General features: G+C 62.0%; 14 protein-coding genes. 5 read left to right on the top strand and 9 right to left on the bottom strand.

Annotated features, from left to right (window positions below):
* The first annotated feature begins 46 nt into the window (after positions 1 to 46).
* On the top strand, positions 47 to 412 hold the full coding sequence (locus ACSQ16_RS14925; protein ID WP_243262553.1) for a hypothetical protein: 366 nt from the start codon (positions 47 to 49) through the stop codon (positions 410 to 412).
* A gap of 6 nt (positions 413 to 418) precedes the next feature.
* Here ACSQ16_RS14925 and ACSQ16_RS14920 read toward each other — a convergent pair whose 3' ends face one another.
* From ACSQ16_RS14920 to ACSQ16_RS14905, 4 genes are all read right to left on the bottom strand, one after another.
* Positions 419 to 2,002, bottom strand: a complete 1,584-nt coding sequence (locus ACSQ16_RS14920) for a Ppx/GppA family phosphatase (RefSeq protein WP_243262554.1) — start codon at positions 2,000 to 2,002, stop codon at positions 419 to 421.
* Positions 2,003 to 2,086: 84 nt separating this feature from the next.
* The gene (locus tag ACSQ16_RS14915; RefSeq protein ID WP_243262555.1) at positions 2,087 to 4,261 is read right to left on the bottom strand and encodes an RNA degradosome polyphosphate kinase; all 2,175 of its coding nucleotides are present in this window, start codon (positions 4,259 to 4,261) and stop codon (positions 2,087 to 2,089) included.
* A 61-nt stretch (positions 4,262 to 4,322) separates the two neighbouring features.
* Positions 4,323 to 5,003: an HdaA/DnaA family protein gene (locus ACSQ16_RS14910; RefSeq protein ID WP_093926794.1), complete on the bottom strand. Its 681-nt coding sequence runs from the start codon at positions 5,001 to 5,003 to the stop codon at positions 4,323 to 4,325.
* A 1-nt stretch (position 5,004) separates the two neighbouring features.
* A complete protein-coding gene (locus ACSQ16_RS14905) occupies positions 5,005 to 6,087 on the bottom strand; it encodes an AI-2E family transporter (RefSeq protein WP_243262556.1) in 1,083 nt (360 codons plus the stop codon).
* Between the two features lie 247 nt (positions 6,088 to 6,334).
* Between ACSQ16_RS14905 and proS the strand changes: the two genes are divergently transcribed.
* From proS to ACSQ16_RS14885, 4 genes are read left to right on the top strand one after another with little or no spacing between them, the layout of a single operon-like run.
* Entirely contained in the window at positions 6,335 to 7,675 is a 1,341-nt protein-coding gene (gene proS / locus ACSQ16_RS14900; RefSeq protein ID WP_243262557.1) for a proline--tRNA ligase, read from the top strand.
* Positions 7,676 to 7,683: 8 nt separating this feature from the next.
* Positions 7,684 to 8,190 carry a DUF2937 family protein gene (locus ACSQ16_RS14895; RefSeq protein WP_243262558.1) on the top strand — a complete coding sequence of 169 codons (507 nt, stop codon included), beginning with the start codon at positions 7,684 to 7,686 and terminating at the stop codon, positions 8,188 to 8,190.
* 54 nt (positions 8,191 to 8,244) lie between these two features.
* Positions 8,245 to 9,540, top strand: a complete 1,296-nt coding sequence (locus ACSQ16_RS14890; protein ID WP_243262559.1) for a lipoprotein-releasing ABC transporter permease subunit — start codon at positions 8,245 to 8,247, stop codon at positions 9,538 to 9,540.
* Positions 9,533 to 10,216, top strand: coding sequence for an ABC transporter ATP-binding protein (locus tag ACSQ16_RS14885; RefSeq protein ID WP_093926790.1), 684 nt, complete (start codon positions 9,533 to 9,535; stop codon positions 10,214 to 10,216). The genes ACSQ16_RS14890 and ACSQ16_RS14885 overlap by 8 nt, the downstream gene beginning before the upstream one ends.
* A 1-nt stretch (position 10,217) precedes the next feature.
* Here the strand turns inward: ACSQ16_RS14885 and ACSQ16_RS14880 are convergent, their stop codons facing one another.
* From ACSQ16_RS14880 to ACSQ16_RS14860, 5 genes are all read right to left on the bottom strand, one after another.
* Positions 10,218 to 10,895, bottom strand: coding sequence for a hypothetical protein (locus tag ACSQ16_RS14880; protein WP_243262560.1), 678 nt, complete (start codon positions 10,893 to 10,895; stop codon positions 10,218 to 10,220).
* A 238-nt stretch (positions 10,896 to 11,133) separates the two neighbouring features.
* Positions 11,134 to 11,643: a super-infection exclusion protein B gene (locus ACSQ16_RS14875; RefSeq protein WP_243262561.1), complete on the bottom strand. Its 510-nt coding sequence runs from the start codon at positions 11,641 to 11,643 to the stop codon at positions 11,134 to 11,136.
* Positions 11,636 to 13,591, bottom strand: coding sequence for a DNA topoisomerase IV subunit B (parE, locus tag ACSQ16_RS14870; protein WP_093926787.1), 1,956 nt, complete (start codon positions 13,589 to 13,591; stop codon positions 11,636 to 11,638). Before parE ends, ACSQ16_RS14875 begins: the two co-directional genes overlap by 8 nt.
* Positions 13,592 to 13,687: 96 nt before the next feature.
* Entirely contained in the window at positions 13,688 to 14,065 is a 378-nt protein-coding gene (locus tag ACSQ16_RS14865) for a type II toxin-antitoxin system death-on-curing family toxin (protein ID WP_093926786.1), read from the bottom strand.
* Positions 14,062 to 14,310 (bottom strand): hypothetical protein, encoded by a 249-nt coding sequence (locus ACSQ16_RS14860; protein WP_093926785.1) that lies wholly within the window; start codon positions 14,308 to 14,310, stop codon positions 14,062 to 14,064. The genes ACSQ16_RS14865 and ACSQ16_RS14860 overlap by 4 nt, the downstream gene beginning before the upstream one ends.
* Positions 14,311 to 14,312 lie beyond the last annotated feature (2 nt).

Raw genomic sequence — 14,312 nt, 5'->3', positions numbered from 1 at the left:
TGGAAATCCCGATTGCGCCGCCTACATGTGTAGCATGACACGTTTCATGCCCCTTATCGTCCTCTGCACGATGCTGCCGCTTGCGGCCCATGCGCAGGAGGACACCGAAGAACGCGGCCTCGGCTTGATGGAGCGCGGCGCGCAGATGTTCATGGACGGGATCATGGATGAGATGGGCCCGGTCATGGAAGGCTTCGAAGGCTTCACCGAAGCCATGCGTCCCGCCCTGCGCGATTTCGCGCGGGAGATGGGGCCGAAGCTGACGGAGCTGCTGGATGAGGTCGAGGATTGGAGCGCATACCAAGCGCCCGAGATGCAGCCCAACGGCGATATCATCATTCGCCGCAAGCCGGATCATCCAATGGTGCCGCCCGAAACCCCGACCGAGCCTGCACCCCAGATCGACCTGTAGCGCAGACTATTTTGCGGCTCGCTTGCCGGTGCGCACATGCACTTCGGCTTCGAGCGATTTGGCAAGCGAGTTCAGCCGCGCCTCTGCAACCTCGCCAAAGAGGGGCACCATGTCCGGGGTCAGCCACAGTTCCAACTGCTTTTTCTTGGGGAACCAGCGCAACTCGCCGCGTTGCTCGTTTTTGTCCATCCAGAGCATCGCGCCAAAGCGCATGGCCTTGCCCAATATCTCGGCCTCCAGCCGGGTCTTTTCGTCGACCATCTCATAGAGATCTTCAAACCGCGTATTCTCGCGCTTGTTGGAGTAGCGGTGCAGCAGCGCCAGCCCAAGATAGATACGTTCCAAATGCTTCAGGCCGCCAAGGTTGGCGCGGGTGGCGTTGTCAAAACAGGTCTCGGCCCGGTAGTCGGGATGCGCGCGCCAGCTAACGTCATGCAGGAGGCAGGCCGCTTTGACCAACCGTCTGCGCGCATGGGGGGCAGAGCGGTAGAGCGGCAGGATAAAGTTATAGAGCACCTTACCAAAGCCGGGCATCCGCGCGTCTTTGGCTTCGGCGAAATAGCAGGCTTCGATCAGTGGGTCGCGGTCGCGCAGGCGTTGCGGCATCTGCTCATAGAGCATGCCTTCGCGGATGCCATAGCTGGAGACGGCGATGTCTTTTGGCCGGAAGGTTTTGACCAGACGGCTGAGCACTTCGGCGGCGTAGGGCACCAAGGACATGCGGCTTGAAGATACTCCGCAAGCATTGCGAAGCTCTTCGAGATCAGAGGCTTGGATGAATTTCACCGTCTCGCGGACCGAGGTGACGGTCATGCGGTATTCATGCAGCACATGCAGCGGATAGCCGCGGCGGTACATGTCGATCCGCGCGATGGCGCGCCATGAGCCGCCCACAAGAAACAGACGGTCACGCTGGCTGCCCATCTTCTCCTGAAGCCCGGTGATGACCTCTTTGATATGGGCGTGCCGCCCCTTGGCACCACCCTTGAGATCGCGCAGTTTCAGCGGCCCGAGTTGCGAGGTCACCCGCCGCCCGACGCGCCCGCCAGAGATTTCTGCAAGCTCCATCGAAGAGCCGCCGATGTCGCAGACAAGGCCGTAAGCACCGGGCCACCCCAGTAGCACCCCTTGGGCCGAAAGCCGCGCCTCTTCCTCGCCGTCGATGACCCAGATGCGCAGGCCGGTTTCGCGCAGCACATCGGCGCAGAATTCGCGCCCGTCGCTGGCGTCACGCACCGCTGCGGTGGCAACGACCGTGAGTTCTGACAGGCCCATGCCATCAGCCAGCTTGCTGAAACGGCGCAGCGCCGAGAGGGCACGGGCGCGGCCTTCGGGCGATAGATGGCCGGTTTCGGACATGCCCGCGCCTAAGGCGCACATGATCTTTTCGTTATAGAAATAGGCCGGAGAGCGGGCCGCGCCGTCGAATACTACAAGCCGGACGGAGTTTGAGCCCACATCCACCACACCCACCCGCGCCAAGGCGCGCGCGCCCGGATCTTGAAACAACGGTTTCGCGAAAAGGCCCAGTTCCGCCACGCCGGTCTCAGGGACGGGGGCGGCTCGGGAAGGGGCGGTCTGGTCTGCCATCAATGCTCCTGCGGGCCATCCGTTTGAGGGGATAATTGGCGCAGGGGGGCGGTGAGGTCAATTGCTAACGGGCCGCTTGCCCGGTCAATCCTCTGTATGGGTCAGCTTGGGCACATCCGACGCCCCCGCGCTGCCGCGCCCCGATAGCGAGGGGTTTTCCATAAAGAAGCGGTGGCAGTTAAACGCGAAAGTCCCCTCCGGCACGGCGGGCCGGGTGAATTTGCCATCTGGCCCCATGACCCAGCTTTGCGCCACGTCAGCCAGATTGGCGGCCATGATCTGGCTGGTGATCTGTGCCTTGACGGTCGGGTTCTCGATCTCGACTAAAGTCTCGACCCGGCGGTTGAGGTTGCGGCCCATCCAGTCGGCGGAAGACATGAAAACCCGCGCCTTTTTATGCGGCAGCCCATGGCCATTGCCAAAACAGACGATGCGGCTGTGTTCCAGAAAACGCCCGATGATGGATTTGACCCGGATGTTTTCCGACAGCCCCTTCACCCCGGGGCGCAGCCCGCAGATGCCGCGAATGACGAGGCTGATTTCCACGCCGGCTTGGCTGGCAGCATAAAGCGCGTCGATCACCTCGGCGTCGATCAGCGCGTTCATCTTGGCCCAGATCACGGCAGGGCGTCCGGCGCGGGCATGGTCAGCCTCGGTGGCGATCATCTCAAGCAGGCGCGGCTTGAGCGTGGTGGGGGATATGGCGAGATTCTCCAATTGCTCTGGCGGGGCATAGCCCGAGAGGAAGTTGAAGACCTTCGTGGCATCGCGCCCAAGGCTTGAGTCGCAGGTGAAAAGCGACAGGTCCGTATAAATCCGTGCGGTGATCGGGTGATAGTTGCCGGTGCCGTAGTGGGTATAGGTCACCAGTTGGTCGCCCTCGCGGCGCACCACGGTCGAGATTTTGGCGTGGGTCTTGAGGTCGAGAAAGCCGTAAACCACATGCGCGCCCGCCCGCTCCAACCGGCGTGACTGTCGGATATTGGCGGCCTCATCAAAGCGGGCTTTAAGCTCGACCAGCGCCGTGACCGATTTGCCGTCCTCCGCCGCCTCGCAGAGCGCACTGACGATCGGGCTGTCGCGCGAGGTGCGGTAGAGCGTCTGTTTGATCGCGACGACATCCGGATCCCGCGCCGCTTGGGCAAGGAAGCGCACCACCATGTCGAAGGTCTCATAGGGGTGGTGCAGCAGCATGTCCTTTTGCCGGATCGCGGCGAACATATCGCCATCGTGGTCGCTGACCCGCTCGGGCACCCGCGGGGTGAACTGCGGCCACAGAAGGTCGGGCCGGGCGTCGGTTACCAGTTTTGACAGGTCGGCAATGCCCAACATACCTTCGATTTCAATCACGTCTTGGGGCCGCACGCAAAGCTCGCGCATGACGACGGATTTCAGCTTTTCCGGGGCGCCAGCGGAATGGGTCAGCCGCACGACTTCACCACGGCGGCGGCGTTTCAGGGCGACTTCGAATTCCCGCACGAGGTCTTCGGCCTCGTCTTCCACCTCAAGATCGCTGTCGCGCAACACGCGGAACTCGAAATGCGCCTTCAGCTTATAGCCGGGAAAGAGGTTGGGAATGTTGATGATCAGCAGGTCTTCAAGCGGCAAGTAGCGTAGGCAGCCATCGGGCGCGGGCAGGGGGACGAAACGGTCGATCTGCGCCGGGATCGGCAGCAGGGCTTGCAGCGGGCGTTTGTCGCGGCTCCGCTCCAGTTGCAGGGCCAACGCGTAGCCAGTGTTGGGAATAAAGGGAAAGGGGTGTGCCGGGTCGATGGCCAGCGGCGACAGCACGGCGAAAACTTGGTTGAGAAAGACCCCTTCGAGATGCTTAAGGTCCGCCTCGGTCAGGTCCGCCGTGCGTTCCAGCATGATATTCTGGTCGTCCATCTCGGCCATCAGATCGACGAGCACGCGCTGCTGGGACATCATCAGGTTGCGGGCGTCTTCGTTGATCAGCACCAATTGCTCACCGGGGCTTAGCCCGTCGGCGGCGGCGGTGGTGTTACCGGCTTGGGCCAGTTCGCGCAGCCCCGCGACGCGCACGGTATAGAATTCATCAAGGTTGGTGGCCGAGATTGACAGAAAACGCAGCCGTTCCAGCAGCGGTACGCGCGGGTTCTCTGCTTCTTCCAGCACCCGCCAGTTGAAGTCGAGCCAGCTCAACTCACGATTGAAGAAACGGCCCGGCCCGGCGGTATCAAGCTCGGGCAGATCGGTGGCTGGCGGAAAGGGCGCTTGCAGGAAATCAGCTTGGGTCATGCGTGCCTCATGACATTGGAATGTAACGGGTTTGCGAAGGCTTGCGTTAATTATTCCAGTATCACGCGCGGGGCGGGGCGATGTCCAGCACCTGCGCGGCCAGTGCGCGGGTAAGCGGACGCTTCTGCGCAAGGCTCGCAGCATCCAGCCGGTCGACCAGCGCGATGGCGGCGGCAAAGGAACGGTCCATCCGGGTCATCAGGTAGTTGATCAGCTCCGGTTTCGGCGTGAGTTGACGATCGGCCAGCAGCTTGACCAGCAGGGCCGAGAGCAGCGCGTCGTCCGGCGCTTCCATTTCAACCATTGTGGCGCCGCGCATCCGGCTGACCAGATCAGGCAGGGTCAGCCCCCAATGGGCCACGGGGCCGGTGCCGGTGAGCAAAAGCGCCTGACCCTCGGCCAACACGAGGTTGTGCAAGTGAAAGAGCGCCGTTTGCGCCGCCGCGTCTCCGGCGATCAGATGCACATCCTCGACGGCCAAGGGGCCACGGGCGAGGGTGGGAATGTCGGCCTCCAGCAAGTCGGCGGCACTGATGATCCGCGCGCCCGACAAGTCCGCCCAAACATGCGTCAGATGCGTTTTACCCGAGCCTTGCGGCCCGGTCAGCGCAAGCTTGCCGCCGGCCCAGCCACGCCAGCCGTCGATCATCGCCATCGCCATGGCGTTGGAGGGGGCGACAAAGAATGCATCGCGGCCCAGAGCCGTCCGGCTGGGCAGGTTCAACCCGAGTTGGTGGGCCATGTTAGCGGATGTCCTCGTCGACAGTCGTTTCAGGCTCGCGGCCTTTGTAGAGCACGCTTTCGCGGTAGCGTGCCGTGGCGAAACGCGCGATCACGCCGATGGCGGCGGCCACGGGCACTGCGACCAAGAGGCCCACGAAGCCGAAAAGCGTGCCGAAGACCGACAGCGCCAGCAGCAGCCAGACCGGATGCAGCCCGACCGAGTTGCCCACGAGCTTTGGCGTCAGCAGGTTGCCCTCGACCACTTGGCCCAGCACGAAGATGCCCGCGACGAGACCGATGGAGAGCCAATCGCCCCAGAATTGGAACAGCGCCAGACCGATCGCCAGCGCCCCGCCAATCAATGCGCCGAGGTAGGGGATGAAGGTCACCAGCCCCGCGACAAAGCCCACGACGAGGCCGAATTGCAGCCCCACCAGCATCAGTGCCACGGCGTAATAGGTGCCAAGGATCAGGCAGACCGTGCCCATGCCCCGCACGAAAGAGGCCAGCGTCGCGTCAATCTCGCGCGCCAATTGACGAATCGTCGGCGCATGGTCGCGCGGCAGCAGGCGGTCGATGGCGGCGACCATGCGGTCCCAGTCGAGCAGCAGGTACACCGCGACCACCGGAACGATGACGAACAAAAGTAGGACGTTGATCAGCGAGGCAAAGGAGGCCAGCGCTGTTTGCAGCAGTTGCCCGCCGCGTTCCTGAATGGTGGTCCCCAGCGTCGTCAGCGAGGTGCGCAGGGTCGAATCGTCGTCCAGAATCGATGGGAAGCGATCGGTGATGAAATCGGTGAAATTGCGGGTCAGCTTGGGCGCGGTCTCGATCAGGTTCACGGTCTGATTGACCAGCGTCGGGACCACCAAAAGCGCCATCAGCACGAAGACCAAAAGCGCCACCACTGTGATGACGGCAGTGGCCATGGTGCGGCTTAGGCCCAAACGCTCCAACCGGTCGGCCACAGGGTCAAGGAAATAGGCAATTGCCCCGCCCAACAGGAAGGGCAGCAGCACATCGCCCATGAACCACAGTGCCACCATGAACACCGCCGCGGCGATGCCCCAGTATTTCAATTGATCTCGGATTGGCAGGGCCATGATGCTCTCCGGCTGGGAATGTTCTCACATCGCCCATGTGGCGTTTCGTTTCAAGTCTTGGCTGCTCGACTGGGGGGGGAGATCGTGCGACCATCAGGGCAGCACGTCGTCCGTTGTGCACAGGCCGCTCGAGAGATGGGCGCTGTGCGCTGCGGGCGCCCAAGCTCTCGCGCGGCCTGTGCGATGTGATTGTCTCGCCCCCTGACATGCACTAGTCAGGGGGCAATTCGCTCAATGAGGAAACACCATGCGTCTGTCCCAATATTTTCTGCCCGTGCTGAAAGAAAACCCGGCCGAGGCGCAGATCGTCAGCCACCGGTTGATGCTGCGGGCGGGGATGATCAAGCAATCCAGCGCGGGGATCTATTCTTGGCTGCCGCTGGGCTACAAGGTGCTGCGCAAGGTCGAAGAGATCGTGCACCAAGAGCAGCAGCGCGTGGGTCATATCCCGATGCTAATGCCGACGCTGCAATCGGCCGATCTGTGGAAGGAATCGGGCCGCTATGACGCCTACGGTCCCGAGATGTTGCGCATCCGCGACCGCCAGGATCGCGACATGCTCTATGGTCCCACCAACGAGGAGATGATCACCGACATCTTCCGCAGCCATGTCGGGTCTTACAAAGACCTGCCGCTGACGCTCTACCACATTCAGTGGAAATTCCGCGACGAGATCCGCCCGCGTTTCGGCGTGATGCGGGGCCGCGAGTTCCTGATGAAGGATGGCTATAACTTCGACCTTACGAAAGAGGACGCGCTGCACTCCTATAACCGCCATTTGGTGAGCTACCTGCGCACCTATGAGCGGATGGGTCTGCAAGCGATCCCGATGCGGGCGGACTCGGGCCCGATTGGCGGCGATGACACGCATGAGTTCCTCGTGCTGGCCGAGACGGGCGAATCGGAAGTCTTCTATGACAGCGAGATCACCGATCTGACCTTCGGCGACCGCGAGATTGACCCCAGCGATCATGATGCCTGCCGTGCTGTGCTGGATGAATTCACCTCGCGCTACGCCCGCACGGATGAGACCCACGACCCCGAGCTTTTCGCCAAAGTGCCCGAAGAGCGCCAGCGCACCGCGCGCGGCATCGAAGTGGGGCAGATTTTTTACTTCGGCACCAAATATTCCGATGCAATGAACGCCAAGGTCCAAGGACCGGACGGCAAGCAGGTGCCGGTGCATATGGGCAGCCACGGCATTGGCGTCAGCCGTCTGCTGGGCGCGATCATTGAGGCCAGCCATGACGACAAGGGTATCATCTGGCCTGAGGGCGTGACCCCGTTCCACGCGGGTATCGTCAACCTCAAGCAAGGCGACGACGAAGCCGATGCGGCCTGTGACGCGCTTTATAAGAGCCTCAAGGCGCTGGGCCTCGATCCGCTTTATGACGACCGCAAAGGCGGCGCTGGTATGAAATTTGCGACGATGGACCTGATCGGCCTGCCGTGGCGCATTACCGTCGGTCCGCGCGGGTTGAAAAACGGCGTGGTCGAACTCACCAGCCGCCGTACGGGTGAAAGCGAAGAGCTGCCGCCCGAACAGGCGGTCGAGAAGCTGGCGAAAATCTACGCAGGCATCGCCTGAGGGCTGCGATGATCCTGCGGGTGCTGACATTGGCCGGTGGGATCATAGGGGCAGGAGTTACGGCGCAAGGCCCGGGGTTTTCCCGGGCCTATGTGTTTGAGCTAGGGGCCGCAGAACGAACACTTTCCGGTGTTGTAGCGCATTTTGATGCTGCCGCCCGCACCGCCGGGCTTGACCGAGAGGCCGTGCTGGCGCGGCTGCGTGGGTCGGCCTTGTTGGAACGCCGCCGTATCGATCTGACCCGCAACGTCGAAAGGCACATGGCGCTTGAGGCGCAGGTGCCGCGACTGCAAACGGCGGGTCCGTTCCTGCGCAGATATTACCTTTTACGCGCACCTGACGCAGAAGCGTTGCGCGCAACCGTGCAGAAGTTTTCGCCCACCGCGCCGCGCAGCCGTGCCGAAGTGATCTTCACCGCCATAGGCTTCATCGCCGGAGCCGCCTTCGCGCGGCTGCTCCTCTGGCTGCCCACATGGCCCGCGCGCTTCCGCCGCCGCCGGGCATTGCGTTCTTGACCCTTCTGGGGCAAAGCCTCAGGTTGCGCGCACCTCAGACCGGAGCCCTCCCGCATGGCCAGCAAACCCACACGCACCGCCCCATTCGCGGCCTTTGAATGGATGATCGCATGGCGCTACCTGCGCGCCCGCCGCGCCGAGGGCGGGGTGAGCGTCATGACGTGGATCAGCCTGATCGGTATTACGCTCGCGGTCTTCGCACTGATTGCCACGCTGTCGGTCCGCTCGGGATTCCGGGCTGAATTCGTCGATACGATCCTCGGGGCCAATGCCCATGTCACCGTCTACACCATGGGCGAGGTGCAGGAAAACGGCCAGATCGACCGCACCATTGCCAACTACACCGAGATGGCTGCCGAGGTCGCGAAAGTGCCCGGCGTGACCCGCGTGGCCCCCTTGGTGCGTCAGCAGGTCATGGCCAACCGTCGGCAGTCCAACGCGGGCGTCGAGGTCTTTGGCATCGCGTCGGATGATCTGATGACCATCCCCGGCATCCAGCCATCAGAGCGTTCCTTCGGCGATATTGGCCGGTTCGAGGAAGGCATCGCCATCGGCAGCGGTGTGGCGCAAAGCTTGGGCGTGGATGTCGGCGATACGATCAAGCTGATCTCTCCCAATGGGGTGAAGACGGCCTTTGGCACCAGCCCGCGTGTGAACGGCTATGAGGTGGTCTATGTCTTTTCCGCTGGGCGGTATGACATCGACAAGACAAGGGTCTATCTGCCGATTGCCGAGGCGCAGAGCTTTTTCAACCGCGAGGGCGTGGCGGATGAGCTGGAGGTTATGGTCGAAGACCCCGAGAGCGTTGACGCCATGGCGCGGGCATTGATGCAGGCCGCAGGTGATCGGGCGCAGGTCTGGACTTGGCGCGATGCTTCGGGTTCGTTCCTTAGCGCACTGGATATTGAGGACCGTGTGATGTTCGTGATCCTCTCGGTGCTGGTGCTGATCGCCGCGATGAACATCGTCTCGGGGCTGATCATGCTGGTCAAGAACAAGGGCCGCGACATTGGTATTCTGCGCACCATGGGGCTGTCCGAAGGCTCGGTCCTGCGGGTGTTCTTTATCTGCGGCGCGTTCACGGGAATCATCGGCACCGCCGCAGGCGTGGTGCTGGGGGTGCTCTTTGCGATCTATGTCGACCAAATTTTCGCCTTCGTGAACTACCTCAGCGGCGGCAATGCTTGGGATGCTTCGATCCGGGGCATCTATTTCCTGCCCGCGAAACTGCAACTGGGCGATGTGCTCTCTGCTGTGGGTCTGTCGCTTGGCCTTAGCTTTGTCGTGACGATTTTCCCCGCCCGCCGTGCGGCGCGGATGAACCCTGTGGAGGCCCTGCGCTATGAATGATCCCGTCTTGCGCCTGAGCGGCATTTCCAAGGCCTATAACCCCGGCGCGCCGAATGAGGTGCAGGTGCTCCGTGGCATTGACCTGACGGTCGCGCCCGGTGAAGTCGTGGCACTGGTTGCCCCTTCGGGCGCGGGCAAGTCGACCCTGCTGCATATCGCGGGGCTGCTGGATACGGCTGATAGCGGTACGGTTGAAATCGCGGGCGATGATCTGACCGGCCAGAGCGACCGCAAGCGCACCGGGGTGCGCCGGGCGGATGTCGGCTTCATCTATCAGTTCCACCACCTGCTGCCCGAGTTCACGGCGCTGGAAAACATCGTGCTGCCGCAGCTTGCCAATGGCGTGGCGCGCAAGGCGGCAGAGGCGCGGGCGCGTGATCTTCTGGCGCAGGTGGGCATCGCCGAACGCGCCGACCACCGCCCCGCCGCCATGTCGGGCGGTGAGCAGCAACGGGTGGCCTTCTGCCGGGCGCTAGCCAATGAGCCGCGCCTGCTGTTGGCGGATGAGCCGACGGGGAACCTTGATCCCTCGACCTCGGATCAGGTGTTTGCCGCGCTGATGGCGCTGGTGCGCGGCACGGGGCTTTCGGCGGTGATCGCCACGCATAACCTCGAACTGGCCGCGCGAATGGACCGACAGATCCGGCTTGAGGCCGGGCAATTGGTGCCGGTCTAAATCAGCCGCAGATATTGCCCAACTCAACCCCGTCCCAAGGCAGGCTCACGTCATAGGGGCGGCTTTGGGGCAAAGGGGCCACGGGCATGACCTCGGACAGCATCGCATGCAGACGCTGGGTGCGCGGCGCCTGCGGATCAAGCGCGCGGCAGCAGACGAATTCCTCGACGATCGAGCCTTGCTGTTCGTAGCCGAAATCAAGGAAGCGCGGCTGGGTGTCGACCTCGAAGAGGTAGGGGTCCGGGCTGGTGAACTGCTCCGAGGCCGCGCGCAGCGGCGAATAGCCGGTGAGGCGGCGGTTCTGCCATTGCCAGACATGGGTGATCTCATGCGCCAGCAGCATCGCGGCGATCAAGCCAATGCGGTCGGGGTGATCGGGCAGGTAGTCTTTGAGATACCAGTCCTTGTCGAAAAGCAGGTTGTTCCACAGCGCCACGGCGGCGGGTTTGGAGGTGACGGTATCGCCCTCCTGCGGCGGCAGGATGCGCTCGCGGCAGGTCGTGCGCGGACGCGGCTTGCGGGTGAAGGTGACGGCGCGGGTGGGGGCGCCATCGTGCAGGCGGACGCGGTCGTACTCGACGGATGTGCCGTGAATGGTGGCGAGATAGGCGCGCTCATTCTCCGTCAGCGGACGGCCGCAGGCGGTGAGGAGAAGGAGAAGGAGGAGGGCGCGGATCATGGGGGGAGTTAGGACCGGTAGGGGCGGCGGATCAAGGGGGAAGTTTGGGGCTGAGTGCGAAACGGTAGGGCCGCGCCCGACCTCGGGCCGGAGGGCTACTTGGAAAAGGTCCAGTGGACCTTTTCAGCCCGGAGGGCGGCGTAGGCCGCGGGGTGCACGCATGTGCGCCCTCCCCGTGGGGGAGGGAGGGCGCGGCCCGGGACGGGGTCCCGGGCGGGAATTTAAGCTGAATGGGATATTAGCTCAAAAGGGTAGGTTTGCGCAGAATAATTTTTCGTGCTTCGGGTTGGATCATAAAGGGAAATCTATCTCCGGAGCCGGGTACGCCAAGGTTTGAGGACCTCATTAGTATCTGCTTTGCTTCGAGGCTGGGCGCAATACCAGCGGACAAAGCAAAATGGAAAGTAGATCTATCTTCATTAATGAATTTTTTCAGTACTTCTTTCTCATCAGAACTCAGTTGCGACAACTGATATCGGAGATAACGACGGTATCTATTTTTCTTCCACCAGCGTGCAAGGCCGTCGTAGACGGCGAAGAATACTTCACTCGCTAGGGCACAAATTGAGAATATGAATAAGAAAGCGATGGATGTCCTTGAGCTACTCACGAATTGCTCAAGCTCAAGGTAAGAAAGCGCTTCTACTGGTACGAATAGCAACAATCCGGAAAGGACAGCGCCTGCGAAAGCCACACGTATCGTGAGTGGTTTTAAGGTTGATAATGTCGTGAGCAATTGCTCAAACATCCAACTCCTCCACAAACTGCGCGTTCTGCTGAATATACGCAAACCGCATCTCCGGCTTCTTCCCCATCAGCCGCTCGACCAGATCCCCGGTCTCACCCGGCACGTCCTCGTCCACGGTCACGCGGATGAGCTTGCGGGTCTCGGGGTCCATCGTGGTCTCTTTGAGGTCCTTCGCGTCCATCTCGCCCAGACCTTTGAACCGGCTGACATCAATCTTGCCCTTGCCGCCCAAGCCCTTCTCCAACCACATGTTTTTCTCTGCCTCATCGAGGCAATAGACCCGTTTCGCCCCCTGCGTCAGGCGGAACAACGGCGGGCAGGCGAGGTACAGATGCCCCGCGTCGATCAGCGGGCGCATTTGGGTGAAGAAAAACGTCATCAACAGCGACGCGATATGCGCGCCGTCGACGTCGGCGTCGGTCATGATGATGATCTTGTCATAGCGCAGATCGTCGAGGTTGAACTTGGTGCCCATGCCGACGCCAAGCGCTTCGCAGAGGTCGTTGATCTCGGCGTTGGTGGTGATCTTGCTGGAGGCTGCCCCGAGCACGTTCAGGATTTTACCCTTTAGCGGCAGCAGCGCCTGGGTGTTGCGATTGCGCGCGCCCTTGCCGGAGCCGCCGGCGCTGTCGCCCTCGACGATAAACAGCTCGGTGCCTTCGCGGGTCTTGCTGGTGCAGTCGGTCAGCTTGCCGGGCAGACGCAGCTTCTTGGTAGCTGATTTGCGGGCGGTTTCCTTTTCCTGCTTGCGGCGCATCCGTTCCTCGGCGCGCAGGACGAGGAAATCGAGGATCGCACCGGCGGATTTCGTGTCAGCCGCCAGCCAGTTGTCAAAGTGGTCGCGCACGGCGTTCTCAACCAAACGTGCGGCCTCGGTCGTGGCCAGACGGTCCTTAGTCTGGCCGACGAATTCTGGCTCGCGGATGAAGCAAGACACCAGCGCGCAGCCGCCCGTAATCAGGTCTTCGCGGGTGATGTCCTTGGCCTTGCGGTTGTTCGCCAGCTCGCCGTAGGCCCGGATGCCCTTGAGGATCGCGGCCCAGAAGCCGCCCTCATGTGTGCCGCCTTCGGGCGTGGGCACGGTGTTACAGTAGGACTGGATGAAGCCGTCGCGGGCAGGGGTCCAGTTGATCGCCCATTCCACCTTGCCCGGCACGCCAAAACGCTCTTGGAACTCGACCGTACCGGCAAAGGGGTTCTCGGCATAGGTGGTTGATTTGCCCAAGGTTTCGCGCAGGTAATCAGCCAGACCGCCGGGGAAATGAAAGGTCGCCTCCATCGGCGTGTCGCCGTCTTCGATCTCAGATTTCCAGCGGATTTCGACGCCGGAGAAGAGATAGGCTTTGGAGCGAACCATCTTGAGCAGGCGGGAAGGCTTGAAACGGTGGGCGCCGAAAATCTGTTCATCCGCGTGGAAATTCACTGTGGTGCCGCGCCGGTTGGGCGCCGCGCCGATCTTCTCCACCGGGCCTTGCGGGATGCCGCGTGAAAACCGCTGCTCGAACAACTCGCGGTTGCGCGCGACCTGCACCACCATCGAATCCGACAGCGCGTTAACCACCGAGGCCCCAACGCCATGCAGACCGCCCGAGGTCTGATAGGCCTTGCCCGAGAACTTGCCGCCTGCGTGCAACGTGCAGAGGATCACCTCAAGCGCGGATTTGTCTGGAAACTTGGGGTGCGGGTCAATCGGAATGCCGCGGCCGTTGTCGCGAATGGTGACCGAATAATCGGCGTTCAACTCCACCTCGATCCGGTTGGCATGGCCCGCCACCGCTTCGTCCATTGAGTTGTCGAGCACTTCGGCCACGAGGTGGTGCAGGGCGCGTTCATCGGTGCCGCCGATATACATGCCGGGGCGTTTGCGGACGGGCTCCAGCCCTTCCAGCACTTCGATGGAGGAGGCGTCATAATCTGTGGGTTCTTGGCCGGAAAGAAGATCGGTCATGCGGGCCTGCTCTTTGTTTATGGGTGGGGGTCATTTTGACAGGGCCGCGCGCCGGGGGCAATCGCGGGTTTGTCTTGTCGGGCGGATTTAACCCGGTCAGCTGGCTTTGGCGCGCAGCCAATCAGCAAGGGTCTCTTCGTCGATGCGGCCTTGGGCCACTTCGCGGATCAGGTCGCCTGCCTCGATGGTGTCGTGGTCAAGTTGCACCCCATTGAGATCAAGACAGATATCGAGAACGAGATGCGCGGTTCGCTTGTTCGCGTCGTTAAAGACATGCCCAGTGGCAACCGCCACGCAATAAGCCGCAGCGAGGTCAAAGACATCTTCGATCATGCCGTAGACCAGTCGGTTGTCGACCCGTGCCAGCGCTCCTTCGAGCGATTTGTCCAAGGCCATGCCGGCCAACTCACCAGAGTTTAACGCGGAATCGTGGATCCTGACAACGAGTTCAGGTGAAAGCAGCACATAGGTCATTTATCTTTGAGATAGTCCAGAACCGGCTGATTGATGTGCTTTCTGCGGGCAATGCTCTCCATCACCTCATCCAGTGTGGCCACGCGCGGCTCCTCCTGCAGGGTCGCCTCAGCCGGTACGAAATACCCCACACAGCGCGAATTCTTCATCACTGCGACGGGCTTGCCGCCAGAGCGTTCCAACACTTTATGCGGTTCGCGCATTTCGGTCATGGTGGCGATGTGGTTGGTATGGATGCGGGTCATGG

The organism is Sulfitobacter sp. SH24, assembly GCF_965641895.1.
GTDB classification, from domain to species: Bacteria; Pseudomonadota; Alphaproteobacteria; order Rhodobacterales; family Rhodobacteraceae; genus Sulfitobacter; species Sulfitobacter dubius.
Note: the sequence above shows the minus strand (reverse complement) of the source record. Positions and strands in the feature narration are given on the sequence as shown.